Below are 24,561 nucleotides of genomic sequence, written 5' to 3'. Positions count from 1 at the left end.
TACCCGCTGTTTCAGATCATTTACGTGCGCACATTGCAATTTCCCGTCGCTGTCTATACTCGCCATTGAATGGAGTTAGCTGATGACGCCCGACTGCACCCGCAGCAAGGCCCGGCGATTCAAGTTCGTAGTCTGATGCAGCCGCTCCCTTGCCGCAGGCGAAAGCCGGCGGGATAACAAGAACGATAAGGGGAACCCGCAATGATGCGACATCCACACGTCTGGATGGGCCTCCTGTTGTGGTCGATTTTCAGTCCGGCGCACGCCGCCTGGACTGTGAATATGGCGCCTGGAGCGACTGAAATCAGTCACGCAGTATTCGACCTGCACATGACCATTTTCTGGATCTGTGTGGTGATCGGGATCATCGTCTTCGGCGCCATGTTCTGGTCGATGATGGTGCACCGCCGTTCTACCGGACAGGTCGCCGCAAAATTCCACGAAAGCACCACCGTCGAAATTCTCTGGACCGTCGTACCGTTCCTGATTCTGGTGGCGATGGCCGTGCCGGCGACAGCCACCCTGATCAAGATGTACGACACCAGTGAGCCGGATATCGATATCCAGATCACCGGTTATCAGTGGAAGTGGCACTACAAATACCTGGGCCAGGACGTCGAGTTCTTCAGCAACCTGGCCACCCCCGCCGAGCAGATCCACAACAAGGAAACCAAGGGCGAGCATTACTTGCTCGAGGTCGACAAGCCGTTGGTGCTGCCGACCGGAGCCAAGGTGCGCTTCCTCGTCACGTCCGCCGACGTTATTCACTCCTGGTGGGTGCCGGCCTTCGCGGTGAAACGCGATGCGATCCCGGGATTCGTCAACGAAGCCTGGACGCGCATCGACAAGCCCGGCATTTACCGTGGCCAATGCGCCGAACTGTGCGGCAAGGATCACGGCTTCATGCCGATCGTGGTCGAGGTCAAGGACAAGGCCGACTACGACAAGTGGCTCGCCGAGCGTAAAGCCGAAGCCGCGCAGCTCAAGGAGCTGACCAGCAAGGACTGGACCCTCGACGAGCTGAAAGAACGCGGCGACAAGATCTATCACACCACCTGCGTGTCCTGTCACCAGGCCGAAGGTCAGGGCCTGCCGCCGATGTTCCCGGCGCTCAAGGGCTCGGAACTGATCATGAAAGGCAGCAAGGCCGATCACCTGCACCGCGTGGTCTACGGCAAACCGGGCACGGCCATGGCGGCGTTCGGCAAGCAGCTGTCGGAAGTCGATATCGCAGCGGTCGTGACCTACGAACGTAACGCCTGGGGCAACAACAAGGGCGACATGGTCACGCCAAAAGAAGTGCTGGAGATGAAACAGGCGGGGGACAAATGAGCCGGCCTATCGCATCTGCCCGCCACGGTTCGCGGCTCAGTGCCGCGAACCACCTTGCCTGTTCACGTAAAGGAGACCGGCCATGAGCGCTGTAATCGATGACCATGGTCATGCCGACCACGCCCACGGCCCCGCCAAAGGCCTGATGCGCTGGGTGCTGACCACCAACCACAAGGACATCGGCACGCTGTACCTGTGGTTTGCGTTTTCCATGTTCCTGCTCGGCGGTACGTTCGCGATGGTGATTCGCGCCGAACTGTTCCAGCCAGGGCTGCAAATCGTCGAGCCGGCGTTCTTCAACCAGATGACCACCATGCACGGTCTGGTGATGGTCTTCGGGGCGGTGATGCCGGCCTTCGTCGGCCTCGCCAACTGGATGATCCCGTTGATGATCGGCGCGCCGGACATGGCCCTGCCGCGGATGAACAACTTCAGTTTCTGGCTGTTGCCGGCGGCGTTCCTGATCCTCGTCTCGACCCTGTTCACCCCCGGTGGCGGGCCGAACTTCGGCTGGACGTTCTATGCGCCGCTGTCGACGACGTATGCGCCGGAAAGCGTCACCTACTTCATTTTCGCCATCCACTTGATGGGGATCAGTTCGATCATGGGCGCGATCAACGTTATCGCGACCATCCTCAATCTGCGCGCCCCCGGCATGACGCTGATGAAAATGCCGCTGTTCGTCTGGACCTGGCTGATCACCGCGTTCCTGCTGATCGCGGTGATGCCGGTGCTGGCCGGGTGCGTGACGATGATGCTGATGGACATTCACTTCGGCACCAGTTTCTTCAGTGCTGCTGGCGGCGGTGACCCGGTGTTGTTCCAGCATGTGTTCTGGTTCTTCGGGCACCCGGAGGTGTACATCATGATCCTGCCGGCCTTCGGCGCCGTCAGCTCGATCATCCCGACGTTCTCGCGCAAGCCGCTGTTCGGCTACACCTCTATGGTCTATGCGACGGCGAGCATCGCGTTCCTGTCGTTCATTGTCTGGGCGCACCACATGTTCGTGGTCGGCATCCCGTTGGTGGGCGAACTGTTCTTCATGTACGCCACGCTGCTGATCGCGGTGCCGACCGGGGTGAAGGTGTTCAACTGGGCCAGCACCATGTGGCAAGGCTCGCTGACCTTCGAGACGCCGATGCTGTTTGCCGTGGCGTTCGTGATCCTGTTTTCCATCGGCGGTTTCTCCGGATTGATGCTGGCCATCGCCCCGGCGGACTTCCAGTATCAGGACACCTACTTTGTGGTCGCGCACTTCCACTACGTGCTGGTGCCGGGGGCGATCTTCGGGATCTTCGCCTCGACCTACTACTGGCTGCCGAAATGGACCGGCCACATGTACGACGAAACCCTCGGCAAGCTGCATTTCTGGCTGTCGTTCGTCGGCATGAACCTGACCTTCTTCCCGATGCACTTCGTCGGTCTTGCGGGAATGCCGCGGCGGATTCCGGACTACAACCTGCAGTTCGCCGATTTCAACATGGTCTCCTCCATCGGCGCGTTCATGTTCGGCACTACGCAGATCTTCTTCCTGTTCATTGTGATCAAGACCATTCGCGGCGGCCCGCCAGCACCGGCCAAACCTTGGGACGGTGCGGAAGGTCTGGAGTGGAGCGTGCCGTCACCGGCGCCGTATCACACCTTCACCACACCGCCGGAAGTGAAATGAACACCCTCAGCCCTATAACAAACCCTGTGGGAGCTGCGGTGCGACGATTCGACTTGCCAGCGATGGGGCCAGCGCAGTGTGTCAGGCAGGCAGCCATCGCTGGCAAGCCAGCTCCCACAGGGTTCTCGGCAAAGGGCAAAAATCATGGCTGACTCGATCTCGATGAAAAAACTCGTCACCCGCCTCCTCGGTGTCGTGCTGGCGATGTTCGTTTTCGGTTTTGCCTTGGTGCCGATTTACGACGTGATGTGCAAAGCCTTCGGCATCAACGGCAAGACCGCCGGGCAATACGAGGGTGAGCAAGTGGTCGACACTTCGCGCCAGGTGCGTGTGCAGTTTTTGTCGACCAACAACGTCGACATGCCGTGGGATTTCTACCCCAAGCATGACGAACTCACTGCCAACCCCGGCGCGGTCAACGAGATGATCTTCATCGCGCGCAATCCCACCGACAAACCCATGAGCGCGCAGGCCGTGCCGAGTATCGCGCCGAGCAGCGCAGCGGCGTATTTCCACAAGACCGAATGCTTTTGCTTTACCCAGCAGGTGCTGCAGCCCGGTCAGCAGATCGAGATGCCGGTGCGCTTCATTGTTGACCGCGACATGCCCAAGGATGTGAAGCACCTGACGCTGTCCTACACGCTGTTCGATATCACCGCCCGACATCCGCCAGTGGCTGTAAACACTGGCGGTTGAGCGTGCCCGATAAGGAGAACAATAAATGGCAACTCATGAGCATTATTACGTTCCGCCGCAAAGCAAATGGCCGATCATTGCGACCTTCGGCATGGCCATCACCGTGTACGGCCTCGCCACCTGGTTCAACGATCTGAAGGCGGCGCGCCCGGAATCCCACGGCCCGTACATCTTTTTCGTCGGTGGCCTGTTGCTGGCGTACATGCTGTTCGGCTGGTTCGGGGCTGTGATCAAGGAAAGCCGCGCGGGACTTTACAGCCCGCAGCTGGATCGCTCGTTCCGCTGGGGCATGAGTTGGTTCATTTTCTCCGAGGTGATGTTCTTCGTCGCCTTCTTCGGTGCGCTGTTCTACGTGCGCCATGTCTCCGGGCCGGCGCTCGGCGGCGAAGGGCCGAAAGGCATCGCGCACATGCTCTGGCCGAACTTCCAGTTCACCTGGCCGCTGCTGCACACACCGGACCCGAAACTGTTCCCGCCACCGAAGGAAGTCATCAGCCCATGGGGCCTGCCGCTGATCAACACGATCCTGCTGGTCAGCTCCAGCGTGACCATCACCATCGCCCACCATGCCTTGAAAAAGGGCCATCGCGGCGCGCTGAAAATCTGGCTGGCGATCACCGTGCTGCTCGGCTGCGGCTTCCTTGCCTTGCAGGCTGAAGAGTACATGCACGCCTATCACGAACTGGGCCTGACCCTCGGTTCGGGTATTTATGGCGCGACGTTCTTCATGCTCACCGGCTTCCACGGCGCCCACGTGACCATCGGCACGATCATTCTGTTCGTGATGCTGATGCGCATCATGAAGGGCCACTTCGACAACGAGCACCAGTTCGGTTTCGAAGCGGCGAGCTGGTATTGGCACTTCGTCGACGTGGTGTGGATCGGCCTGTTTATCTTCGTTTACGTACTCTGAGGATCAACGCTACCAAGGCGCATGCGAGACCAATTGGCCGCTGTAAAAGCCCCAGGCGATCAAGCCGACGGTGGCAGCGGCCAATGCCACCCGAACACTCAAGGCGATGACCAGGCGATTGGAACTGCTGTCGTCCTTGACCAGGAAAAACAGGCCGCTGAACAGGCTGATCACCGTGGCAATCAGCATCAGGACGATCGCTGTTTTGAGCATGGGAAGAACTCCGGGGGACAGGCGATGCAATTGAGTATAGCGATCGCAACGACTGACTTTGTGGCACAGCCATGAAGCGTTTTCGTCCGGGCGTGATTCCGACCGTGGTGGTGGCGTTGTTGCTGCCGCTGCTGGTGTCGCTGGGCTTCTGGCAACTGAGCCGGGGCGCCGAGAAAACTGCCCTGCTCGCCAGTTACGCCGAACGCCGTGCGGCCGAACCGATGGCCAGCACCGAACTCCTTAATAGCGCCGATCCGGCTTACCGCCGTGTGCACCTGCACGGCCAATTCGATGCCGCGCACAGTCTGCTGCTGGATAACCGCCAACGTAACGGCAAGGTCGGCGTCGAGCTACTGCAACCGTTTCAGGATCAGCGCACCGGCCTGTGGCTGCTGGTCAATCGCGGCTGGCTGCCGTGGCCGGATCGCCGTGTGCCGCCGCAATTCACTACGCCCACTGATGCATTGAATGTCGATGCCTGGGTCTACGTCGCCCCCGGCGCGACTTTCCAGTTGCACGCCGATCCGGTCAGCAGCACTTGGCCGCAAACCATCACCGCCGTCGAGCCGGCCAAGCTGTGGAAAACCCTCGACCGCGACGGCTTCGCCTATGAATTACGCGCCGAACCCGGCCCGGCCAGCTACGAGGCCGATTGGCCGGTGGTCGCCATGGGCCCGGAAAAACACCTCGGTTACGCCGTGCAGTGGTTCGCCATGGCCATCGCCCTGCTCGGCCTCTACGTCTATTTGGGCTTGCACAACGCAAAGGAGAAACACCATGGGAACGGCCATGAATCCACCCAGCATGTCTGAGGCGAAACCTGCCGCTACCCGTCGTCGCGGGCGCATTCAATTGCTGCTGATCTTGCTCGGCGTGATCGGGCCGATGGTGCTCGCCACCGGCATGTACAAATTGCAGTTCTGGGTCCCGGAAGGTCGCAGCTATCACGGCGAACTGATCGGCAACGGCCAGACCCGCGCCGACCTCGGCGTGCAGGCCGACGAGGATCGCTGGCAGATGCTGGTCACCGCGCCGAAAGATTGCGCTGTGGATTGCCAGCAACTGGTGTATCTGGCGCGGCAGATTCAGATCGGCCTGGGTCGCGATGCCGGCCGCGCCAGCCATGCCCTCGCCGTGGCGCAACCGATAAGCGCCGATTACCAGGCCAAGCTGACCCGCGAATATCCACAGCTGCACCGCTATCCGCTGGACGCTGGCGTGTTCAGCAAAACCACGGGCGACAAGGCCACGCCGCAGCTGTGGATCATCGACCCGCACGGCAACCTCGTGCTGCGTTACGAGCCGAATGTGAAAGGCAAGGATCTGCTCAACGACCTGCGTCACCTGCTGAAACTGTCGAACATCGGATAAGGGCATCGTCATGGCCAAACCTGGATTTCGCCTCGCGCTGTTTGCCACCCTGCTGGCACTGATTGTGGTGCTGCTCGGCGCCTACACCCGCCTGACCCACGCAGGTCTCGGCTGCCCGGACTGGCCGGGCTGCTACGGCTTTATCAGCGTGCCGAAAAGCGAAGCGCAACTGGCCCATGCCGAACTGCATTACCCCGACTCGCCAGTGGTGGCGCACAAGGGCTGGAACGAGATGATCCACCGCTACTTTGCCGGCACCCTCGGTATGCTGATTTCGATTCTCGCCGGGCGGGCGTGGGTTAACCGGCGTCATCCGGGGCAGCCGTTGAAGCTGCCACTGTTTCTGCTGGCGGTGGTGTTTGCGCAAGCGGCATTCGGCATGTGGACGGTGACGCTCAAGCTCTGGCCGCAAGTGGTCACCGGGCATTTGCTCGGCGGTTTCGCGACGCTGAGTCTGTTGTTTTTACTGACCTTGCGACTGTCCGGGGTGTTGCCGGCGCTGACCGTGCCCAAGCGGTTGCAGTATTGGGCGACGGCGGGACTGTTGTTGGTGATTGGCCAGATTGCATTGGGTGGCTGGGTTAGTTCCAATTACGCAGCGGTGGCGTGCATCGACTTCCCGACCTGCCATGGGCAATGGCTGCCGCCGGCGGATTTCGCCAACGGCTTTCACCTGACGCAACACATCGGCCCGAATTACCTGGGCGGGCAACTCGACAGTGATGCACGCACGGCGATTCACCTGACTCACCGTATCGGCGCGCTGTTGGTGACCCTGGTGTTGCTCGGTCTGGCGTGGCAACTGAAAGTGGTCGGCATGACGCGGCTGGCCGGTCTGGTGCTAGTCGCCCTCGCGGCACAGATCACCCTTGGCATCAGCAATGTGCTGTTCCATTTGCCGCTGCCGGTAGCGGTCGCGCATAACGCCGGCGGTGCGGCGCTGTTGCTGACGATGGTGCTGGTCAACTATCACGTGCGCACCAGTCTGGTTCGGGTCAAACAACCGGTGCTCGCGCGCTGGCGCCTGAGTCCTCGCAAACACTCTGCCGCGCCCATCACAATAAAAGGAGAAACGCCGTGGCGATTCTGATTGGCGAACGCCCGCATCAGGCGATCTGGCGTGACTATCTGGAACTGACCAAGCCGAAAGTCGTGGTGCTGATGCTGATCACCTCGCTGGTCGGCATGTTCCTCGCGACTCGCGCCGGGGTGCCGTGGACGGTGCTGGTGTTCGGCAATCTGGGTATCGTGTTGTGTGCCGGTGGCGCGGCGGCGGTCAATCATGTGGTCGATCGACGCATCGATGCGGTGATGGCGCGCACGCATAAACGGCCGTTGGCCGAGGGCCGGGTTTCACCGGCGGCGGCACTGACTTTTGCATTGGTACTGGCGCTGCTCGGTCAGGCCTTGTTGCTGACTTTCACCAATGCGCTGACCGCTTGGCTGACCTTGGCCTCGCTGCTCGGTTATGCGGTGATCTACACCGGTTTCCTCAAACGCGCGACGCCGCAGAACATCGTCATCGGTGGCCTCGCCGGCGCCGCCCCACCGCTGCTGGGCTGGACGGCTGCAACCGGCCACGTCAGCGCCGAACCGTTGTTGCTGGTGCTGATCATCTTCGCCTGGACGCCGCCGCACTTCTGGGCGCTGGCGATTCATCGCAAGGAGGAATACGCCAAGGCCGACATCCCGATGCTGCCGGTCACCCACGGCGAGCACTACACCAAAGTGCATATTCTGCTGTACACCTTCGCGCTGCTGGCGGTGAGTCTGTTGCCGTACGTGATCCACATGAGCGGTGTGCTCTACCTGATTTGCGCGCTCGGCCTCGGCGCAAGGTTTCTGCAATGGGCCGTGGTGCTGTACCGTGGCACTCGGCCGCACGCGGCGATCAACACCTTCAAGTACTCTATCTGGTACTTGTTTCTGCTGTTCATCGCCCTGCTCGTAGACCACTACTTACTGTTGAACCTATGACTCGAACCCAGAAAACCGTCTTCATCCTCGTCGCCGTGATCGCGCTGATCCTGGGACTTACCGTCAACAAAGTGCTGAGCGGCAAGGGCCAGGGCGACCCGACCGCGCTGATCGACGCTGGCATTATCCTGCTGCCGCAGAGCCGCAATCTGCCGGACGTGACGATGACTGATCAGGACGGCAAACCGGTGGCGATCAATGAGCTCAAAGGTAAGTGGAGCTTGTTGTTCTTCGGCTACACCTTCTGCCCTGATATCTGCCCGACCACGTTGGCGCAACTGCGGCAGATCAAGAGTGAACTGCCGAAAGACGCTGTGGATAAATTGCAGATCGTGCTGGTCAGCGTTGACCCTAACCGCGATAACCCGAAGCAGTTGAAGCAGTATCTGGGCTACTTTGATCCGCAGTTTGTCGGCCTGACACCGACTTCGATTGAAGAGCTGCAGAAGGTCGCGAATGCGGTGAGTATTCCGTTTATTCCGGCGGATACGAGCAAGCCGAATTACACGGTGGATCACAGCGGTAACCTTGCGGTGATCGGGCCGGATGGCACGCAGCGTGGGTTTATTCGGGCGCCGTTGAACAATGCCAAACTGATTGCGCAGTTGCCGGTGATGCTTAACCGCAAATAAAAGCTGAAGAGCGAAAAGCCCCTCACCCTAACCCTCTCCCGGAGGGAGAGGGGACTGACCGAGGTGTTTGTTCGAGTTGCGCCGACCTGCAATTGTGAGTCGAACTCAGGCTCGAAAAGCTTGAAGATCGGCCCCCTCTCCCTCGGGAGAGGGCTGGGGTGAGGGGCCGCTTCACAGCAGGTTTAAAGCCAAACACCAGACACAAAAAAGGGGACGCTCATGGCGTCCCCTTTTCATTGCAGCAACTCAAATCAGAACGCCGGCAACACCGCGCCTTTGTACTTCTCGGTAATGAATTGCTTCACTTCCGGGCTGTGCAGGGCTGCAGCGAGTTTCTGCATCGCGTCGCTGTCCTTGTTGTCCGGGCGGGACACGAGGATGTTCACGTAAGGCGAATCGTTGCCTTCGATCACCAGCGCATCCTTGGACGGATCGAGCTTGGCTTCCAGCGCGTAGTTGGTGTTGATCAGCGCCAGATCGACCTGGGTCAGCACGCGCGGGATGGTCGCGGCTTCCAGTTCACGGATCTTCAGGTCTTTCGGGTTGGTCGCGATGTCTTTGACGGTCGACAGGATATTGGTCGGATCCTTCAGCGTGATCACGCCCGCCTTGGCCAGCAGCAACAGCGCACGGCCGCCGTTGGTGGCGTCGTTCGGGATCACCACGTTGGCGCCGCTTGGCAGATCCTTCAGATCCTTGAGCTTGCTCGAATAAGCGCCCAGCGGCTCCAGGTGTACACCGGTCACAGCGACCAGATTAGTACCCTTGGCCTTGTTGAACTCATCCAGATACGGCTGGTGCTGGAAGAAGTTGGCGTCCAGGCGTTTTTCCGCGACCTGTACGTTCGGCTGAATGTAGTCGGTGAACACCTTGACCTTCAGCTCCACGCCTTCTTTGGCCAGCGCCGGCTTCACGAACTCGAGGATTTCTGCGTGCGGCACCGGGGTGGCAGCAACGGTCAGGGTTTCGGCGTGGGCCGAGAATGCCGCAACGGCAGCGAAAGCAGCGATCAGTTTTTTCATTCAGCTAACTCCTTTTCAAAGCGCCCGTCTGGCGCCTGCCAGCGAATGGCCGGCTCATCTCTTGATTACAAAAACCGGTTATTTGCGCGAGAAATGCACGACCAGTCGATCACCGACCATCTGCAGCACTTGCACCAGAATCAGCAGCAACACCACGGTGACGATCATCACGTCAGTCTGGAAACGCTGGTAGCCGAAACGGATCGCCAGGTCACCCAGACCACCGGCGCCGACCACACCGGCCATTGCCGTGTAGGAAACCAGTGTAATCGCCGTCACCGTAATCGCTGCATAGATGCCCGGACGGGCTTCTGGCAGCAATGCGTTGAGAATGATCTGCCGCGTGGTCGCGCCCATGGCTTGGGTCGCTTCGATGATGCCGCGATCGACTTCACGCAGCGCGGTTTCCACCAGACGCGCGAAGAACGGCGTGGCACCGACGACCAACGGCGGAATCGCACCGGCCACGCCCAGCGACGTGCCCGTGATCAGCACGGTGAGCGGGATCATCACGATCAACAAAATAATGAACGGCAGCGAACGCAGGATGTTCACCGCCAACGACATGATCGCGTAGAGAACGCGGTTTTCCAGCAACTGGCGCGGGCTGCAGAGAAACAGCAGCACGCCCAGCGGCAGGCCAAGCAACACGGTGAACAGCAGCGAGCCGCCGAGCATCATCATGGTGTCGTTGGTGGCCAGACCGATTTCCAGCCAGTCGATGTTCTGGAAGAACAGCTTTATGGCTTCTATCGCGGCGTCGTAATTCTTGATTGCAGCGTCGAACATTTCCATTAACGCAGCACCTCCATGTGGACATCAGCGGCAGTGAAGCGGGCAAATGCCGCTTCCATGTCGCCACCGGTGACGGCCAGGGTCAATTGCCCGTAGGGGATGTCTTTGATGCGGTCGATGCGACCGGCGAGGATGCTGTAGTCGACCCCGGTTTCCCGGGCGACAGTACCGAGCAACGGCGCGTAGGTCGCTTCGCCCTGGAACGTCAGACGGACGATACGGCCCGGCACGTGAGCGAAATCATCACGCTGCTCGCCTTCATCGACCTGCTCGTCTTCCTGGACAAAACGCTTGGTGGTCGGGTGCTGCGGATGCAGGAACACATCGGCCACCGAACCTTGCTCGACGATCACGCCAGCGTCCATCACCGCCACTTGATCGCAGACGCGACGTATCACGTCCATCTCGTGGGTGATCAGGACGATGGTCAGTTTCAGTTCACGGTTGATCTCGGCCAGCAGTTGCAGCACCGAGGCGGTGGTCTGCGGGTCGAGGGCACTGGTGGCCTCGTCGCACAGCAGAATCTTTGGCTTGGTCGCCAGGGCACGGGCGATGCCGACGCGCTGCTTTTGGCCGCCAGACAATTGCGCCGGGTACTTCTTGGCGTGGTCGGACAAACCGACGCGCGCCAGCAGTTCAGCCACACGCTGATTGATCTCGCTGGTCGACAACTCACCGGCCAGGGTCAGCGGCAACGCAACGTTGTCGGCGACAGTCTTGGAGGCCAACAAGTTGAAGTGCTGGAAGATCATCCCGACTTGCTGGCGGAATCGGCGCAGGCCTTTGGCGTCGAGCGCGGTGACTTCTTCACCGTCGACGAAGATCTTGCCGCCACTGGAATCTTCCAGGCGATTGATCAGACGCAGCAGGGTACTTTTTCCCGCACCGGAATGGCCGATCAGGCCGTAGACCTGACCGTTCTCAATCGAGAGACTGGTCGGGTGCAGCGCGGGAATGTCCTTACCGGCGACGCGGTAAGTCTTGTGGACGTTTTGAAACTCGATCACGTAGCGAACCTTGTGGGGCGCGTTAGAAAAGGATCAGCGGTTAGCCGGGCGCGCATTTTAGCCTGTCCGTATAGAGGTTCTTAGCATTTATTTCTTAATTAACCTTCGATTTGGCAATAACAAGATCAAAGGTCATAAAAAAGGAACGTCCAAAGCAGCCCATCAGTCACTAAGTAAGCGACTTGAAAACCCTGGGTGCCGTGCCCGGGAACCACTCAAGAGTCCCCGGCAAGCATCGGGGTCAACCGAGGAGTTTACGACTGATGAGCAAGAAGCCTACGTCCGACAAAAGCCAGATGGCCGGAACCGACACGCCGGATCGCGCCAACACCAACGCCAAACTCGATAGCCTCGAAAAATTCCGCTCCGACGCCACTGGCCAGGCCCTGCGTACCAATCAGGGGGTCAAGGTTGCCGACAACCAGAACACCCTCAAGGCCGGCCCCCGTGGGCCGTCGCTGCTTGAAGATTTCATCATGCGGGAAAAGATCACGCATTTTGACCATGAGCGAATCCCGGAACGCATCGTTCACGCGCGCGGCACCGGCGCGCATGGTTTCTTTCAGGCCTACGAGAACCATTCGACGCTGACCAAAGCGGGTTTCCTGCAGGATCCGGGGAAAAAGACACCGGTGTTCGTGCGCTTTTCCACGGTTCAGGGACCGCGAGGTTCCGGTGATACCGTGCGTGACGTACGCGGCTTCGCGGTGAAGTTCTTTACCGAGGAAGGCAACTTCGACCTGGTCGGCAATAACATGCCGGTCTTCTTCATTCAGGACGCGATCAAGTTTCCCGACTTCGTCCACGCAGTGAAACCCGAGCCGCACAATGAAATCCCTACCGGTGGCTCGGCGCACGATACCTTCTGGGACTTTGTTTCGCTGGTGCCGGAGTCGGCGCACATGGTCATCTGGGCGATGTCCGACCGGGCGATCCCGAAAAGCCTGCGCAGCATGCAGGGCTTCGGCGTGCACACTTTCCGGCTGATCAACGCCGAGGGCAAATCGCGCTTCGTCAAATTCCACTGGCGCCCTACTGCCGGTACTTGCTCGCTGGTGTGGGACGAGGCGCAGAAGCTCGCCGGTAAAGACACTGACTACCACCGTCGCGACCTCTGGGAAGCGATCGAGATGGGCGACTACCCGGAATGGGAACTCGGCGTACAGATCATCGAGGAGGAAAACGAGCACGACTTCGATTTCGACATCCTCGACCCGACCAAGCTGATCCCCGAAGAAATCGTGCCGATCACGCCGCTGGGCAAAATGACCCTGAACCGTAATCCGGACAATTTCTTTGCCGAGACCGAGCAGGTCGCGTTCTGCCCCGGCCACATTGTGCCGGGCATCGACTTCTCCAATGACCCGCTGCTGCAAGGCCGGCTGTTTTCCTACACTGACACGCAAATCAGCCGACTCGGCGGGCCGAACTTTCATGAGCTGCCAATCAACCGCCCGGTGGCGCCGTTCCACAACGGCCAGCGCGATGCGCAACATCGCACGGTGATCGACAAGGGTCGTGCCTCCTACGAACCGAACTCGATTGATGGCGGCTGGCCGAAAGAAACGCCGCCGGCCGCGCAGGACGGTGGTTTCGAGAGCTATCCAGAGCGCATCGATGCCAACAAGATCCGTCAGCGCAGCGAGTCGTTCAGCGATCACTTCTCTCAGGCGACGTTGTTCTTCAACAGCATGAGCGATCACGAGAAGGAGCACATCATTGCCGCTTACAGCTTCGAGTTGGGCAAGGTTGAGCGTGAGTTCATCCGCGCTCGGGAGGTGAACGAGATTCTGGCCAACATTGATCTGGAACTGGCCAAACGTGTCGCGGCCAACCTGGGTCTGCCTGCGCCTACCAAAGGCACGGTGGATGCGCGCAAGGTGTCGTTCGATCATTCGCCAGCGCTGAGTCAGGCGAATCTGTTGCCCGAAAACATCAAGACGCGAAAAGTGGCGATCCTTGCCGCCAACGGCGTCGATGGTGCGGCGATTGATGCAATGAAAAAGGCTTTGGCGGCAGAAGGTGCGCATGCGAAGTTGCTCGGCCCGACTTCAGCGCCGGTGAAGACCGCGGACGGCAAAATGTTGCCTGTGGATGCTTCGATGGAAGGCATGCCGTCGGTGATTTTCGATGCGGTGTTTGTGCCGGGTGGCGCGGCGTCAGTGAAGGCGTTGAGCGGTGACGGCGTGGCGTTGCATTACCTGCTGGAGGCGTACAAGCATTTGAAGGCGATTGCGCTGCACGGCGATGCCAAGCAGTTGCAGGATTTGCTGAAGCTGGAGGCGGATGCTGGATTGCTGCAGGGCAAGGATGTGCCGGCGTTGACCAAACCGTTCTTTGCGGCGATCGGGCAGCATCGGGTTTGGGAGCGGGAGCCTAGGGCGAAAGCCATTCCGGCTTAAAAGCTTCGGAAATAGAAAGACCGCTTTCGCGAGCAGGCTCGCTCCCACATTGGCTCTGTGTAGTTCACAAATCCAGTGTGGGAGCGAGCTTGCTCGCGAAGCTTTTTACGGTTTACGCGGGCTCAAAACCATCTGCGCCGGCACGGTACGCACGATCTGCTTTTCAATCTTCAGATCAAAATCCGGGTTGAGTTTCTTCACCCGCTTGGTCAGCAATGTCGCCAACCATGGATAGTCATTGGTCCGCGGCGCCTGAATCGTCACCCCACACTCGTAATTCACCACATCGGCGGCGATCGCGTCCAGTTGACGACGAAGTTTGCGGCTATCGGTGATGTTCAACGCGACCGTGGTGCTCTCGGCAGTCGGATCGATCACCTTGGCTTTCGGCTTGGCTTCGGCGGCCAGCAATGCGGCTTCAGCCTTTTCCAGCTCCGCCTTGCGCGCTTCAGTGATGGCGCCATTGACGCCACCGGTCAGTGCCGGCGCTTTCGGCATCAGCGCGCGCGCTCGGCTCAACGCTGTGGCGGCGGCATTCACATCACCTTTCTGCAGCACGATCTGGCTGCGACGCAGATACGCTTCGGCAAGCTGCCGCTGGTATTGCTCAAGGGACTGATCGTTGGGGGTGTCTTTCTGCAAAGCAGCCAACTGGTCTTCGGCAGTGGCCAGTTCGCTGCTGGCCAGGCTTTGCTCCAGCTGTGCGATGGCCGTAGCCCGCGCATCGGGGGCTTGAGCCACCGGCGGCGTGCTTTGGCAGGCGCCCAGCAGCACTGAAAATGCGACAAGGAGCAGATAACGGGAGGCGAACGGCTTCATTCCTGCGACTCTCTATTTGCGCAAAAAGCGGCCAAGTCTACACCCCACGACGGGGCAGAACAAAACTCAACAGAAACAGTGCGGCCGCCGTCACAACGATTGACGGCCCCGCCGGGGTGTCCTTGAACCACGACAACGCCAGCCCGCCACATACGGCGAGCATGCCCAGCAGGCTCGCGCCCACGGCCATCTGCTCCGGCGAGCGGGCGTGACGTTGTGCCGCAGCGGCCGGGATGATCAACAGCGACGTAATCAGCAATACACCGACGATTTTCATCGCCACGGCAATCACCACCGCAATCAACAACATCAGCGCCATGCGCAAGCCGGCGACCGGCAGGCCTTCAACTTTGGCCAGCTCTTCGTGCACGGTGATCGCCAGCAATGGCCGCCACAACGTCACCAGCAACACCAGCACCGCCGCGCTGCCGCCGAGAATCCACGCCAGATCGGTCGGGCTGATCGCCAGCAGGTCGCCGAACAGATAGGCCATCAGGTCGATCCGCACTTCATGCATGAAGCTTAGTACCACCAGGCCGAGAGAGAGCGTGCTCGGCGCGAGAATTCCCAAAAGCGTGTCAGACGCCAGCGGTTGGCGCTGTTGCAGGGTTACCAGCAGCACCGCCAGCAGCAGGCAGCCAACAGTCACCGCAACGGTCGGGCTGACATCCAGCAGGAAGCCCAGCGCCACACCGAGCAGCGCGGCGTGGGACAGGGTGTCGCCGAAATAGGCCATGCGCCGCCAGACCACAAACGAACCGAGCGGCCCGGCCACCAAGGCCAGCGCCAGACCTGCAAGCAGGGCATACAACAGAAAATCAGCCATGCTTGCAGTTGTCTCCGTGAACGTGAGGTTGGCCAATGACCGGCCCTTTGACCACCGAACCGTGCAGGTCGTGAGCGTGGTCGTGATGGTGGTGATAGACCGCCAGGCTCTGCGCGTTCTTGCCGAACAGCTCGACGAACGCCGGATCGCCGCTGACCTGCTCGGGATGCCCGGAGCAGCAGACGTGACGGTTGAGGCAGACCACCTGGTCGGTGGTGCTCATCACCAGATGCAAATCGTGGGACACCATCAACACGCCGCAGCCATGGCGGTCGCGCAGACGGGTGATCAGGCTGTACAGCTCGGCCTGGCCGGCAACATCAACGCCCTGCACGGGCTCGTCGAGCACCAGCAACTCCGGTTCGCGCAGCAACGCCCGCGCCAGCAGCACACGCTGCATTTCACCGCCGGAAACGCTTTGCACCGGGCTGTCGATGACGTGTTCGGCACCAACTTCTTTCAATGCGGCCAAGGCACGCGGACGATCGACGCCCGGCACCAGGCGCAGAAAGCGCAGCACCGACAGCGGCAAGGTCGGATCGACGTGAAGTTTTTGCGGCATGTAGCCAACGCGCAGCTTCGGCTTGCGCCAGACGCTGCCGCTGTTCGGTTTCAACAGCCCGAGCACGGCGCGCACCAGCGTGGTCTTGCCGGCGCCGTTAGGGCCGATCAGGGTAACAATCTGCCCCGGCTCGACGCTCAGCTCGATGTTGTCCAGCACGGTCTGCCCGGCAAACGTGACGGCGACCTGGTCCAGACGGATCAGCGCATTGCTCATCAAGCCCCCTGGCAACCGGAGCACAGGCCGACGACTTCGACGGTCTGCGCCTCGACGATGAAGCCAACGTCCTTGGCGCTGTTGATGATCGCGTCGCTGATCACTTTTTGCTCAAGTTCGATGGCGGCGTGGCAATCGCGGCAGATCAGGAACTGGCCCTGGTGCGCGTGTTCCGGGTGGACGCAGCCAACGAAGGCGTTGAGCGAGGAGATGCGGTGCACCAGGCCGTTTTCCAGCAGGAAATCCAGCGCGCGGTACACGGTCGGCGGCGCTGCGCGGCGGCCGTCCTGCTCGCTCAGCACGGCGAGAATGTCGTAGGCGCCCAGCGGTTTGTGGCTCTGCCATACCAATTCCAGCACCCGGCGGCGCAACGCGGTCAGGCGCAAGCCTTTCTGCGCGCACAAGGTATCGGCCTCGGACAAAGCGCTGTGCACGCAATGAGAGTGGTCGTGGGGACGGCTGGCAATCGGTGTAATAGGCATGGGCGGCGACGAGTTTTGATAGAGACGTTATTATGTTACCCGTTCTCGCCTCCTTGAGTGGTCATCGTGTCCCGACTTTTTTCTGTTTTTGTGGCTTTTGTCGCCAGTTTCCTGCTGATCGGTTCGGCTCAGGCCGAGGTCAAAGTCCTCACCAGCATTAAGCCGTTGCAGCTGATTGCAGCAGCCGTGCAGGACGGCGTGGCAATTCCGGAAGTGCTACTGCCGCCGGGTGCCTCGCCGCACAATTACGCCCTGCGACCATCCGACGTACGGAAGGTGCAGTCAGTGGATCTGCTCTACTGGATCGGTCCGGACATGGAAGGTTTCCTGCCGCGTGTGCTGAACGGTCGTACGCTGCCGAGCGTCGCCGTGCAGGATCTGCCGGGGATGAAACTGCGGCGTTTCGCTGAAGACAGCCACTCCCATGCCGAAGACGCCGACGAGCATGATCACGATCACCGCCCGGGCACGCTGGATGCGCATTTGTGGTTGTCGCCGGTCAATGCGCGGGTGATTGCCGACAGGATGGCCGCTGACCTCAGCGCCGCAGATCCGGCCAACGCCGAGCGTTATCAGAGCAATGCCAAGGCGTTTGATGAGCGTCTGGATGCACTGGATCAGCGATTGAAGAAGCGCCTGGCCAGCGTTGAAGGCAAGCCGTACTTCGTCTTTCACGAGGCGTTTGATTACTTTGAAGAGGCTTACGGCCTGAAGCATGCCGGGGTGTTCAGCGTGGCCGCCGAAGTGCAGCCGGGTGCTCAGCATGTGGCGGCGATGCGCAAGCGCTTGCAGGAAGTGGGCAAGACTTGTGTGTTCAGCGAGCCGCCATTGCGTCCGCGCTTGGCCGAAACCTTGGTCGCTGGCCTGCCGGTGAAACTGGCTGAACTGGATGCGTTGGGCGGGTACACCCCGGCGACGGCTCAGGGCTATGAGCAGGTGTTGGAGAAGTTGGGTAACGATCTGGCCGGGTGCCTGGAATCGTTGTAACAACTCAAACCCTGTGGGAGCGAGCTTGCTCGCGAAAGCGGTGGGTCAGCTAAACAAATGCTGAATGTACCGCCACCTTCGTCGGAACGCCGCCCGGAGCAAGCTCGCTCCCACAGGTTCGTGTTGGCTTCCAGAATTAACTCAGAGGGCGAAAGGTAACGGTGTGTGCACCTGCTGCCGCTGCGCCAAGCGCTGCTCGAACTCCTGCGGATCGTGAATCAACACGTCCTGCCCGGCAAACTGCTCCGCCGCGATCAACCGCGACAGCCAGAACCGCACACAGGCCACGCGCAGCATGGTCGGCCACAACTCGGCCTCCGCCGCCGTGAACGGGCGCAGCGCCGCATAAGCGCCAAGGAATGCGCGGGCACGCGGGCCATCGATCAAACCGTCCTCGTCCGAACACCAGTCGTTCAAGGCAATCGCCACGTCATACAGCATCGGCCCCGAACAGGCGTTGTAGAAGTCGATCAGCCCGGTCAGGTGCGTGCCTTCGAACATCGCGTTGTCGCGGAACAGATCGGCATGAATGTTCGCTCGAGGCAGCGCGAGGATCTTCTCTTTGCGCTCGTTGATTTCATCCAGGGCCTTTTGCAGCAACGCGCGCGGCTCATCGCTCAGGTGCGAGAGCAACTCGTTGCCCTCCTCCAGCATCCAGTCCAGACCACGATCGGTCTTGCGCTTGATCATGCGCTCGCCCTGGGTCGCCAGATGCAGATGCGCCTGCAACTCGCCGACCTGCGCGCAATGCTGCGCGTTGGCGACCTTGATGTGCTTGCCGGACAAGCGCGGTTGCAGTAGCGCCGGCTTGCCTTTCAGCTCACGCAATGCCACGCCGTCAGTGGTGCGCAGTGCGTACGGCACCGGCAGATCGGCTTCGTGCAGCACGTCGAGCAGGTCGATGAAAAACGGCATCTCCTGCACCGGGCCGCGCTCGACCAGAGTCAGGACGAACTCGCCCTGCTCCAGACTGATAAAGAAGTTGGTGTTTTCGCTGCCGGCGGCGATCCCCTGGAAATCAAGCAGACGGCCAAGCCCGTAAGGGGCGAGAAAAGTTTCCAGCTCGGGCCGAGCCAGGGGAGTGAACACAGACATGGTTAAAAACTGCTCAGTTCAGGCGTCGCGCTCAGGCGACGCCGATTAAAAGTCGGGAATCTTACTTCCAGGTAAAGATTTCCCACGACGGAATCAGCATATCCGGCTGGTCGGAGCGAATGTAGTTCGCGTCCGTACCATCGGCGCGCACCAGGAAATACGGTTTGCCACCCTTTGGCGTGACCTTGATCGCATAGACGAAGCCACTGCGACTGTATTCCTGGATGACCTTGTCGCCTTCCGTGTGCGTGTTGATGGTAACTTCCGGCTCCGAGGCGGGCGCATCATCCGCCGCCATCGCGGCCAACGGTGAGGCAGCAAACAGACCGACCAGCAGCAAGCGATTTAACGTACGCATGATAACCTTGTCCCTTTGTCGTCAACGGTCCCGCTATTCTAGCGCCGGACCCGCCGAAAAGGTTGATCCTGCTCATGAGCCAAGCCCCCCTCGTCCTGGTGGACGGTTCGTCTTACCTGTACCGCGCGTTTCACGCGCTGCCACCACTGACCACCTCCAAAGGCCTGCCGACCGGTGCGGTCAAAGGCGTGCTGAACATGCTCAAGAGTCTGCGCAAGCAGTACCCGGACAGCCCGTTCGCCGTGGTATTCGACGCCAAGGGCGGGACATTTCGCGATGAGATGTACGCCGAATACAAAGCCAATCGCCCAAGCATGCCCGACGACATGCGCGTGCAGATCGAGCCGCTGCACCAGAGCGTGATCGCCCTCGGCTTCCCGCTGCTGTGCGTCGAAGGCGTCGAGGCTGACGACGTCATCGGCACCCTCGCCCGCAGCAGCGCGGCGGCGGATCGCCCGGTGGTCATCTCCACCGGCGACAAAGACATGGCGCAACTGGTCGACGGCCACATTACCTTGGTCAACACCATGTCCGGTAGCTCGATGGACGTGGAAGGCGTGAAGGAGAAATTCGGCGTCGCACCGGAGCAGATCATCGATTATCTGGCGCTGATGGGCGATTCGTCCGACAACATTCCGGGCGTTCCGGGCATCGGCCCGAAGACCGCTTCCGGCTTGCTGGTCGGCGTGAATGGCGGCCTCACCGAGCTGTACGCCAATCTCGACATCGTCCCGACCCTGCCGATTCGCGGCGCGAAAACCCTGCCGGCCAAGCTTGAAGAGCACAAGGAGATGGCGTTCCTCTCCTATCAACTGGCGACCATCAAGGTCGACGTGCCGCTGGACGTCGAACTCGATGATTTGCAGATGGGCGCGGAAGACCCGGCCAAGCTCTACGAGCTGTATTCCCTGCTGGAATTCAAAAGCTGGATCAATGATCTGGATCGCGACGCCAAGCGCCTGGAACTGAGCGCTGCTGCCGAACCTGCACCGGCCGGCGATCTGTTCAGTGCGCCAGATATCGAAACTCCGGCTGCTCCGACCGAAGCGGCGTACGAGACGATTCTCGATCAGGCACGTTTCGACGTCTGGCTGGCAAAACTCAACAACGCCAAGCTGTTCGCCTTCGACACCGAAACCACCGGCATCGACGCGCAGCAGGCGCAACTGGTCGGTCTGTCGTTCGCCGTGCAGGCCAACGAAGCCGCGTACATCCCGCTGACCCACTCCTACATCGGCGTGCCGGAGCAGCTGGATCGCGACACCGTGCTGCGCGCGCTCAAGCCGATTCTCGAAGACCCGAGCAAGCTCAAGGTCGGCCAGCACGCCAAGTTCGACATGAATATCCTGGCCAACTGCGCCATCGGTGGTGACCAGAACAACGGCATCACGGTGCGCGGCATCGCCTTCGACACGATGCTTGAGTCTTACGTGCTCAACTCAACCGCCACCCGCCACGACATGGACAGCCTCGCGCAGAAGTACCTGGACCACACCACCGTGAGCTTCCAAGACATCGCCGGCAAAGGCGCCAAGCAGCTGACCTTCGACCAGATCGCCCTGGAACAGGCCGGGCCGTATGCCGCCGAAGACGCCGACATCACCTTGCGTCTGCACCAGACGTTGTTCGAAAAACTCAGCGCGATCCCGAGTCTGGCCAGTGTGCTGACCGACATCGAAATCCCGCTGGTGCCGGTACTGGCGCGCATCGAACGCCAAGGTGCATTCGTCGACGCCGAGCTGCTCGGCATCCAAAGCATCGAGCTGGGCAACAAAATGGTCGCGCTGGAGCGCGAAGCGTTCGAAATCGCCGGGGAAGAATTCAACCTCGGCTCGCCGAAGCAACTGGGCGTGATTCTCTATGAGAAACTCGGCCTGCCGGTGCTGAAGAAGACCGCCAAGGGCCAGCCGTCCACCGCGGAAGAAGTGTTGGCGAAACTCGCCGAAGACGATCACCGCTTGCCGAAAGTGCTGATGGAGCACCGGTCGATGAGCAAGCTGAAAAGCACTTACACCGATCGCCTGCCGGAGCAGATCAACCCGCGTACCGGGCGTATCCACACTTCGTATCACCAGGCTGTGGCGTCGACCGGTCGCTTGTCCTCCAGTGATCCGAACCTGCAGAACATCCCGGTGCGTACCGCTGAAGGTCGCCGTATCCGTCAGGCGTTCGTTGCGCCGAAGGGTTACAAGCTGCTGGCGGCAGACTATTCGCAAATCGAACTGCGGATCATGGCGCACCTGTCCAAGGACGAAGGCCTGATGAACGCCTTCCGCAACAATCTGGACGTGCACACTGCCACCGCTGCCGAAGTGTTCAAGGTCGAACTCAACCAGGTGACCTCCGATCAGCGCCGTGGCGCCAAGGCGATCAACTTCGGTCTGATCTACGGCATGGGCGCGCAGAAGCTCGGCAAGGACATTGGCGTCGACACCAAGACTGCCAAGGCTTACATCGACACCTACTTCGCCCGGTATCCGGGAGTTCGCGAGTACATGGATCGCACCCGCGCGCAGGCGGCGGATCAGGGCTATGTCGAAACGTTCTTCGGTCGTCGTCTGTATTTGCCGGAGATCAACTCGAACAAGCCGCAGGAACGCGCTGCCGCCGAGCGCACGGCGATCAACGCGCCGATGCAAGGCACGGCTGCGGACATCATCAAGAAAGCCATGGTGGCGGTGGATAACTGGCTGGCGACGTCCGGGCTGGACGCTCGCGTCATCTTGCAGGTACACGATGAATTGGTGCTGGAGGTTCGCGAGGATCTGGTCGAGCAGGTCAGCGCCGAAATCCGCGTGCACATGAGCGAAGCGGCGAAACTGGATGTGCCGCTGCTGGTCGAAGTCGGTGTGGGCAATAATTGGGATGAGGCTCACTGAGCCTTTTGAACACGGTTTGCCGCGACCCGTTGTCGCGGCAACGCCGATGAAACCTGCTTATTTCGAAAAGCGCTTGGGGTTATTCCAAAGCTTTTTGAAAAAAATCTGAACTAATCTGGAAGGACACTACTCAGAGTTACTGAATGGCTGGTGAAGCCCTTCGATGCTCCTATGTTGTGTTAAGTGTTGGCAGATATCTGAACCCCGCCCTAGCGGTTCGGAACTTAAACCCCGGAACTTCTCCCTCCCCAATGAAGTCCGGGGCTTTTTTTGCCCCAAAACTGGCTGTGATGCCGTCATGCTGCGTTAAAAGCACCGCTAAAAATGCTCATTTAGGTACCCTAAACTCCGCTTTTTAGCGGTGCTTTCGCCTTGCCTGACAGCACCACAGACAGTTTTGAAATTGTCTTACTCGGCTGCCGCCTCGGCGCCTTTGTCTGCGAGTTCCATCCAGCCGGCCAGTACAGTGTAGGCCTCTTCCAGGCCCATGCGTTTCGGTGCGGAGAAGAGCTGGATGGTGACCAGGTCGCCCCAGCCTTTGCGAATTTCCGACTGCACTTTGAGCAAGGTGTTCTTGGCGGCGCCGTAGGTCAGCTTGTCGGCCTTGGTCAGCAGGATGTGCATCGGCATGCCGGCCGCAACAGCCCAGTCGAGCATCAGCAGGTCGAAATCGGTCATTGGATGACGGATGTCCATCATCAGAATCAAACCCTTCAAACTCTCGCGGCCACCGAGGTAAGCCTCAAGGTGACGCTGCCAGTGCATCTTCAACGGGATCGGTACTTTTGCGTAACCGTAGCCCGGCAGGTCGACCAGACGCCGATCTTCGTCTAGCTTGAAGAAGTTCAACAGCTGTGTGCGACCCGGGGTTTTCGAGGTGCGCGCCAGGCTGGCGTGAGTCAATGTGTTCAGCGCGCTGGATTTGCCGGCGTTGGAACGACCGGCAAACGCTACTTCGAAGCCTTCGTCGTCAGGGCATTGATCGACTTTGGCGGCACTGAGCATGAACGTGGACTGTTGGCACAGGCCGAGGATGGGATTCTTGAGTTGCATGGGATTTCCGATGTGGGCGGCGCCGGGATTGGGCGCGGAACGCGGTGTCGCTTCCGTTTCAGTGACGCCAGTATATAATGCCGCAGATTTTGTGTGTGCTTTGTCCCAGCGAAGGATGAAGTTCACGAGAGCGACAGACCTTTATTGCGCATTAGAACGCAGAACGCTCTCAACCCTGAAAAGGTCGTTTTATGACGAAATGGCTGCTGGCTGCCGGAGTCTTGATGCCGCTTTACAGCGCACAGGCTACACAGGATCCGGAAGCTGTGTACAACCGTGTTTGTGGTGCCTGTCATTCCGGCCAACTACCCATGGCGCCCAAAAGAGGCGATCAGGAAGCTTGGACGCCGAGGTTGGCGAAAGGTATGGGGACGCTGGTGCAACACGTGACCCAGGGTTTCAAGGCGATGCCGCCGCGTGGTTTGTGCATGGACTGCAGTGCCGAGGATTACCAAGCCATCATCCTTTGGATGAGCGCGAGTAAGCCCGGTCCATAACTTAACCCTTAGCCGTAGTTGGATTAGCTGATGAACAAATTGATCGTGAGTCTGCTGTTGACCGTGGGAATTTCAGGCTTCGCCCATGCTGCCGGTGATGCCGCAGCGGGCCAGGCAAAAGCCGCCGTATGCGGAGCCTGCCATGGCCCGGACGGCAACAGCATGGCGCCAAACTTTCCGAAACTCGCCGGTCAAGGTGAACGCTACCTGACCAAGCAGTTGCACGACATCAAGTCGGGCAAGCGCACCGTGTTGGAAATGACCGGTCTGCTGACCAACCTGAGCGATCAGGACCTTTCCGACATCGCGGCGTACTTCGCCAGCCAGAAAGGCAGCGTCGGCGCCGCCGATCCGAAGATCGTCGCTCGCGGTGAAGCGCTGTTCCGTGGCGGCAATCTGGCCAAGGGCCTGCCCGCCTGCACCGGTTGCCACTCGCCGAACGGCGCCGGCAACGCCGCTGCCGGCTTCCCGCACCTGGGCGGCCAACACGCTCAATATATCGCCAAGCAGCTGACCGATTTCCGCAAGGAAGAAGGTGGCCGCACCAACGACGGCGACACCATGACCATGCAGACCATCGCCAAGCGCCTGAGCGACGAAGACATCGCTGCGGTCTCCAGCTACATTCAGGGTCTGCACTAAGCGCATTTGGCAGCGATAGATCTCGCGCAACGTTAACGCTCGATTAATCCGTCGCAGCAAGTATAAAAAGGGTGGCTTTGGCCGCCCTTTTTTGTGGCCGCTGCCGTTACACTACA

Annotated in this window: 25 protein-coding genes; 14 read left to right on the top strand and 11 right to left on the bottom strand. The window is 60.2% G+C overall.

All coding sequences use genetic code 11. The features are described from left to right. Positions 1 to 201: 201 nt before the first annotated feature. The 4 genes from coxB to WA225_RS18785 all read left to right on the top strand — a co-directional run bounded on the left by coxB (position 202) and on the right by WA225_RS18785 (position 4,610). A complete protein-coding gene (gene coxB, locus WA225_RS18800; RefSeq protein WP_422609087.1) occupies positions 202 to 1,332 on the top strand; it encodes a cytochrome c oxidase subunit II in 1,131 nt (376 codons plus the stop codon). Positions 1,333 to 1,414: 82 nt separating this feature from the next. After that, on the top strand, positions 1,415 to 3,001 hold the full coding sequence (gene ctaD, locus WA225_RS18795; RefSeq protein WP_422609086.1) for a cytochrome c oxidase subunit I: 1,587 nt from the start codon (positions 1,415 to 1,417) through the stop codon (positions 2,999 to 3,001). Positions 3,002 to 3,145: 144 nt separating this feature from the next. Next, entirely contained in the window at positions 3,146 to 3,697 is a 552-nt protein-coding gene (locus tag WA225_RS18790; RefSeq protein ID WP_422609085.1) for a cytochrome c oxidase assembly protein, read from the top strand. Between the two features lie 25 nt (positions 3,698 to 3,722). Then, the gene (locus WA225_RS18785; RefSeq protein ID WP_422609084.1) at positions 3,723 to 4,610 is read left to right on the top strand and encodes a cytochrome c oxidase subunit 3; all 888 of its coding nucleotides are present in this window, start codon (positions 3,723 to 3,725) and stop codon (positions 4,608 to 4,610) included. Between the two features lie 9 nt (positions 4,611 to 4,619). On the opposite strand, the gene WA225_RS18780 is transcribed toward WA225_RS18785, so the two are convergent. Beyond that, positions 4,620 to 4,823: a twin transmembrane helix small protein gene (locus WA225_RS18780; RefSeq protein WP_007911731.1), complete on the bottom strand. Its 204-nt coding sequence runs from the start codon at positions 4,821 to 4,823 to the stop codon at positions 4,620 to 4,622. A 71-nt stretch (positions 4,824 to 4,894) separates the two neighbouring features. Here WA225_RS18780 and WA225_RS18775 point away from each other — a divergent pair, with 71 nt between their 5' ends. Genes WA225_RS18775 through WA225_RS18755 form a run of 5 tightly spaced genes read left to right on the top strand, consistent with a single transcriptional unit; the run spans position 4,895 to position 8,803 of the window. Continuing rightward, a complete protein-coding gene (locus WA225_RS18775; protein WP_422609083.1) occupies positions 4,895 to 5,635 on the top strand; it encodes an SURF1 family protein in 741 nt (246 codons plus the stop codon). Continuing rightward, the gene (locus WA225_RS18770) at positions 5,601 to 6,194 is read left to right on the top strand and encodes a hypothetical protein (protein ID WP_422609082.1); all 594 of its coding nucleotides are present in this window, start codon (positions 5,601 to 5,603) and stop codon (positions 6,192 to 6,194) included. Before WA225_RS18775 ends, WA225_RS18770 begins: the two co-directional genes overlap by 35 nt. A gap of 10 nt (positions 6,195 to 6,204) precedes the next feature. Beyond that, positions 6,205 to 7,284: a COX15/CtaA family protein gene (locus tag WA225_RS18765; RefSeq protein ID WP_422609081.1), complete on the top strand. Its 1,080-nt coding sequence runs from the start codon at positions 6,205 to 6,207 to the stop codon at positions 7,282 to 7,284. After that, positions 7,272 to 8,171 carry a heme o synthase gene (gene cyoE / locus WA225_RS18760; protein WP_422609080.1) on the top strand — a complete coding sequence of 300 codons (900 nt, stop codon included), beginning with the start codon at positions 7,272 to 7,274 and terminating at the stop codon, positions 8,169 to 8,171. The genes WA225_RS18765 and cyoE overlap by 13 nt, the downstream gene beginning before the upstream one ends. Next, complete coding sequence (locus WA225_RS18755) at positions 8,168 to 8,803, top strand: SCO family protein (RefSeq protein ID WP_422609079.1); 636 nt, start codon at positions 8,168 to 8,170, stop codon at positions 8,801 to 8,803. The genes cyoE and WA225_RS18755 overlap by 4 nt, the downstream gene beginning before the upstream one ends. 251 nt (positions 8,804 to 9,054) lie before the next feature. On the opposite strand, the gene WA225_RS18750 is transcribed toward WA225_RS18755, so the two are convergent. From WA225_RS18750 to WA225_RS18740, 3 genes are all read right to left on the bottom strand, one after another. After that, positions 9,055 to 9,825, bottom strand: a complete 771-nt coding sequence (locus WA225_RS18750; protein ID WP_064116606.1) for a MetQ/NlpA family ABC transporter substrate-binding protein — start codon at positions 9,823 to 9,825, stop codon at positions 9,055 to 9,057. Positions 9,826 to 9,903: 78 nt separating this feature from the next. After that, a complete protein-coding gene (locus tag WA225_RS18745; RefSeq protein WP_172680176.1) occupies positions 9,904 to 10,614 on the bottom strand; it encodes a methionine ABC transporter permease in 711 nt (236 codons plus the stop codon). A 5-nt stretch (positions 10,615 to 10,619) separates the two neighbouring features. Beyond that, positions 10,620 to 11,627 carry a methionine ABC transporter ATP-binding protein gene (locus WA225_RS18740; RefSeq protein WP_007911748.1) on the bottom strand — a complete coding sequence of 336 codons (1,008 nt, stop codon included), beginning with the start codon at positions 11,625 to 11,627 and terminating at the stop codon, positions 10,620 to 10,622. A gap of 260 nt (positions 11,628 to 11,887) precedes the next feature. On the opposite strand from WA225_RS18740, the gene katE reads away from it, so the two are divergent. Then, positions 11,888 to 14,029 carry a catalase HPII gene (gene katE / locus WA225_RS18735; RefSeq protein WP_422609120.1) on the top strand — a complete coding sequence of 714 codons (2,142 nt, stop codon included), beginning with the start codon at positions 11,888 to 11,890 and terminating at the stop codon, positions 14,027 to 14,029. 105 nt (positions 14,030 to 14,134) lie between these two features. On the opposite strand, the gene WA225_RS18730 is transcribed toward katE, so the two are convergent. From WA225_RS18730 to WA225_RS18715, 4 genes are read right to left on the bottom strand one after another with little or no spacing between them, the layout of a single operon-like run. After that, a complete protein-coding gene (locus WA225_RS18730; protein ID WP_422609078.1) occupies positions 14,135 to 14,848 on the bottom strand; it encodes a PA5502 family lipoprotein in 714 nt (237 codons plus the stop codon). A gap of 37 nt (positions 14,849 to 14,885) precedes the next feature. Beyond that, on the bottom strand, positions 14,886 to 15,674 hold the full coding sequence (gene znuB, locus WA225_RS18725; RefSeq protein WP_008081222.1) for a zinc ABC transporter permease subunit ZnuB: 789 nt from the start codon (positions 15,672 to 15,674) through the stop codon (positions 14,886 to 14,888). Beyond that, positions 15,667 to 16,452: a zinc ABC transporter ATP-binding protein ZnuC gene (gene znuC, locus WA225_RS18720; protein ID WP_422609077.1), complete on the bottom strand. Its 786-nt coding sequence runs from the start codon at positions 16,450 to 16,452 to the stop codon at positions 15,667 to 15,669. Before znuC ends, znuB begins: the two co-directional genes overlap by 8 nt. Next, complete coding sequence (locus tag WA225_RS18715) at positions 16,452 to 16,934, bottom strand: Fur family transcriptional regulator (protein WP_007911760.1); 483 nt, start codon at positions 16,932 to 16,934, stop codon at positions 16,452 to 16,454. The genes znuC and WA225_RS18715 overlap by 1 nt, the downstream gene beginning before the upstream one ends. A 57-nt stretch (positions 16,935 to 16,991) precedes the next feature. Here WA225_RS18715 and WA225_RS18710 point away from each other — a divergent pair, with 57 nt between their 5' ends. Beyond that, positions 16,992 to 17,921, top strand: a complete 930-nt coding sequence (locus tag WA225_RS18710) for a zinc ABC transporter substrate-binding protein (protein ID WP_422609076.1) — start codon at positions 16,992 to 16,994, stop codon at positions 17,919 to 17,921. A 141-nt stretch (positions 17,922 to 18,062) separates the two neighbouring features. Here the strand turns inward: WA225_RS18710 and WA225_RS18705 are convergent, their stop codons facing one another. Further along, positions 18,063 to 19,016 (bottom strand): homoserine kinase, encoded by a 954-nt coding sequence (locus tag WA225_RS18705; protein ID WP_422609075.1) that lies wholly within the window; start codon positions 19,014 to 19,016, stop codon positions 18,063 to 18,065. Positions 19,017 to 19,077: 61 nt separating this feature from the next. After that, positions 19,078 to 19,374: a DUF2782 domain-containing protein gene (locus tag WA225_RS18700; protein WP_422609074.1), complete on the bottom strand. Its 297-nt coding sequence runs from the start codon at positions 19,372 to 19,374 to the stop codon at positions 19,078 to 19,080. Positions 19,375 to 19,448: 74 nt separating this feature from the next. On the opposite strand from WA225_RS18700, the gene polA reads away from it, so the two are divergent. Continuing rightward, positions 19,449 to 22,253: a DNA polymerase I gene (polA, locus tag WA225_RS18695; RefSeq protein WP_422609073.1), complete on the top strand. Its 2,805-nt coding sequence runs from the start codon at positions 19,449 to 19,451 to the stop codon at positions 22,251 to 22,253. Between the two features lie 408 nt (positions 22,254 to 22,661). Here the strand turns inward: polA and yihA are convergent, their stop codons facing one another. Next, a complete protein-coding gene (yihA, locus tag WA225_RS18690) occupies positions 22,662 to 23,306 on the bottom strand; it encodes a ribosome biogenesis GTP-binding protein YihA/YsxC (RefSeq protein ID WP_008081236.1) in 645 nt (214 codons plus the stop codon). Positions 23,307 to 23,497: 191 nt separating this feature from the next. Between yihA and WA225_RS18685 the strand changes: the two genes are divergently transcribed. Both WA225_RS18685 and WA225_RS18680 read left to right on the top strand, forming a co-directional pair. Continuing rightward, positions 23,498 to 23,803 (top strand): c-type cytochrome, encoded by a 306-nt coding sequence (locus tag WA225_RS18685; RefSeq protein ID WP_250605525.1) that lies wholly within the window; start codon positions 23,498 to 23,500, stop codon positions 23,801 to 23,803. A 30-nt stretch (positions 23,804 to 23,833) separates the two neighbouring features. Continuing rightward, positions 23,834 to 24,445 (top strand): c-type cytochrome, encoded by a 612-nt coding sequence (locus WA225_RS18680; protein ID WP_422609072.1) that lies wholly within the window; start codon positions 23,834 to 23,836, stop codon positions 24,443 to 24,445. Positions 24,446 to 24,561: the final 116 nt, after the last annotated feature.

It is taken from the genome of Pseudomonas sp. (genome assembly GCF_049300855.1).
GTDB lineage: Bacteria > Pseudomonadota > Gammaproteobacteria > Pseudomonadales > Pseudomonadaceae > Aquipseudomonas.
The sequence above is the reverse complement of the archived record's forward strand: the minus strand, read 5'-3'. Positions and strand labels throughout refer to the sequence as shown.

Bases quoted from the DNA above. Each gene is read 5' to 3' on its own strand.
- coxB (WP_422609087.1), top strand. From the start codon at position 202: ATGATGCGACATCCACACGTCTGGATGGGCCTCCTGTTGTGGTCGATT.
- ctaD (WP_422609086.1), top strand. From the start codon at position 1,415: ATGAGCGCTGTAATCGATGACCATGGTCATGCCGACCACGCCCACGGC.
- WA225_RS18790 (WP_422609085.1), top strand. From the start codon at position 3,146: ATGGCTGACTCGATCTCGATGAAAAAACTCGTCACCCGCCTCCTCGGT.
- WA225_RS18785 (WP_422609084.1), top strand. From the start codon at position 3,723: ATGGCAACTCATGAGCATTATTACGTTCCGCCGCAAAGCAAATGGCCG.
- WA225_RS18780 (WP_007911731.1), bottom strand. From the start codon at position 4,823: ATGCTCAAAACAGCGATCGTCCTGATGCTGATTGCCACGGTGATCAGC.
- WA225_RS18775 (WP_422609083.1), top strand. From the start codon at position 4,895: ATGAAGCGTTTTCGTCCGGGCGTGATTCCGACCGTGGTGGTGGCGTTG.
- WA225_RS18770 (WP_422609082.1), top strand. From the start codon at position 5,601: ATGGGAACGGCCATGAATCCACCCAGCATGTCTGAGGCGAAACCTGCC.
- WA225_RS18765 (WP_422609081.1), top strand. From the start codon at position 6,205: ATGGCCAAACCTGGATTTCGCCTCGCGCTGTTTGCCACCCTGCTGGCA.
- WA225_RS18755 (WP_422609079.1), top strand. From the start codon at position 8,168: ATGACTCGAACCCAGAAAACCGTCTTCATCCTCGTCGCCGTGATCGCG.
- WA225_RS18750 (WP_064116606.1), bottom strand. From the start codon at position 9,825: ATGAAAAAACTGATCGCTGCTTTCGCTGCCGTTGCGGCATTCTCGGCC.
- WA225_RS18745 (WP_172680176.1), bottom strand. From the start codon at position 10,614: ATGTTCGACGCTGCAATCAAGAATTACGACGCCGCGATAGAAGCCATA.
- WA225_RS18730 (WP_422609078.1), bottom strand. From the start codon at position 14,848: ATGAAGCCGTTCGCCTCCCGTTATCTGCTCCTTGTCGCATTTTCAGTG.
- znuB (WP_008081222.1), bottom strand. From the start codon at position 15,674: ATGGCTGATTTTCTGTTGTATGCCCTGCTTGCAGGTCTGGCGCTGGCC.
- znuC (WP_422609077.1), bottom strand. From the start codon at position 16,452: ATGAGCAATGCGCTGATCCGTCTGGACCAGGTCGCCGTCACGTTTGCC.
- WA225_RS18715 (WP_007911760.1), bottom strand. From the start codon at position 16,934: ATGCCTATTACACCGATTGCCAGCCGTCCCCACGACCACTCTCATTGC.
- WA225_RS18705 (WP_422609075.1), bottom strand. From the start codon at position 19,016: ATGTCTGTGTTCACTCCCCTGGCTCGGCCCGAGCTGGAAACTTTTCTC.
- WA225_RS18700 (WP_422609074.1), bottom strand. From the start codon at position 19,374: ATGCGTACGTTAAATCGCTTGCTGCTGGTCGGTCTGTTTGCTGCCTCA.
- polA (WP_422609073.1), top strand. From the start codon at position 19,449: ATGAGCCAAGCCCCCCTCGTCCTGGTGGACGGTTCGTCTTACCTGTAC.
- yihA (WP_008081236.1), bottom strand. From the start codon at position 23,306: ATGCAACTCAAGAATCCCATCCTCGGCCTGTGCCAACAGTCCACGTTC.
- WA225_RS18685 (WP_250605525.1), top strand. From the start codon at position 23,498: ATGACGAAATGGCTGCTGGCTGCCGGAGTCTTGATGCCGCTTTACAGC.
- WA225_RS18680 (WP_422609072.1), top strand. From the start codon at position 23,834: ATGAACAAATTGATCGTGAGTCTGCTGTTGACCGTGGGAATTTCAGGC.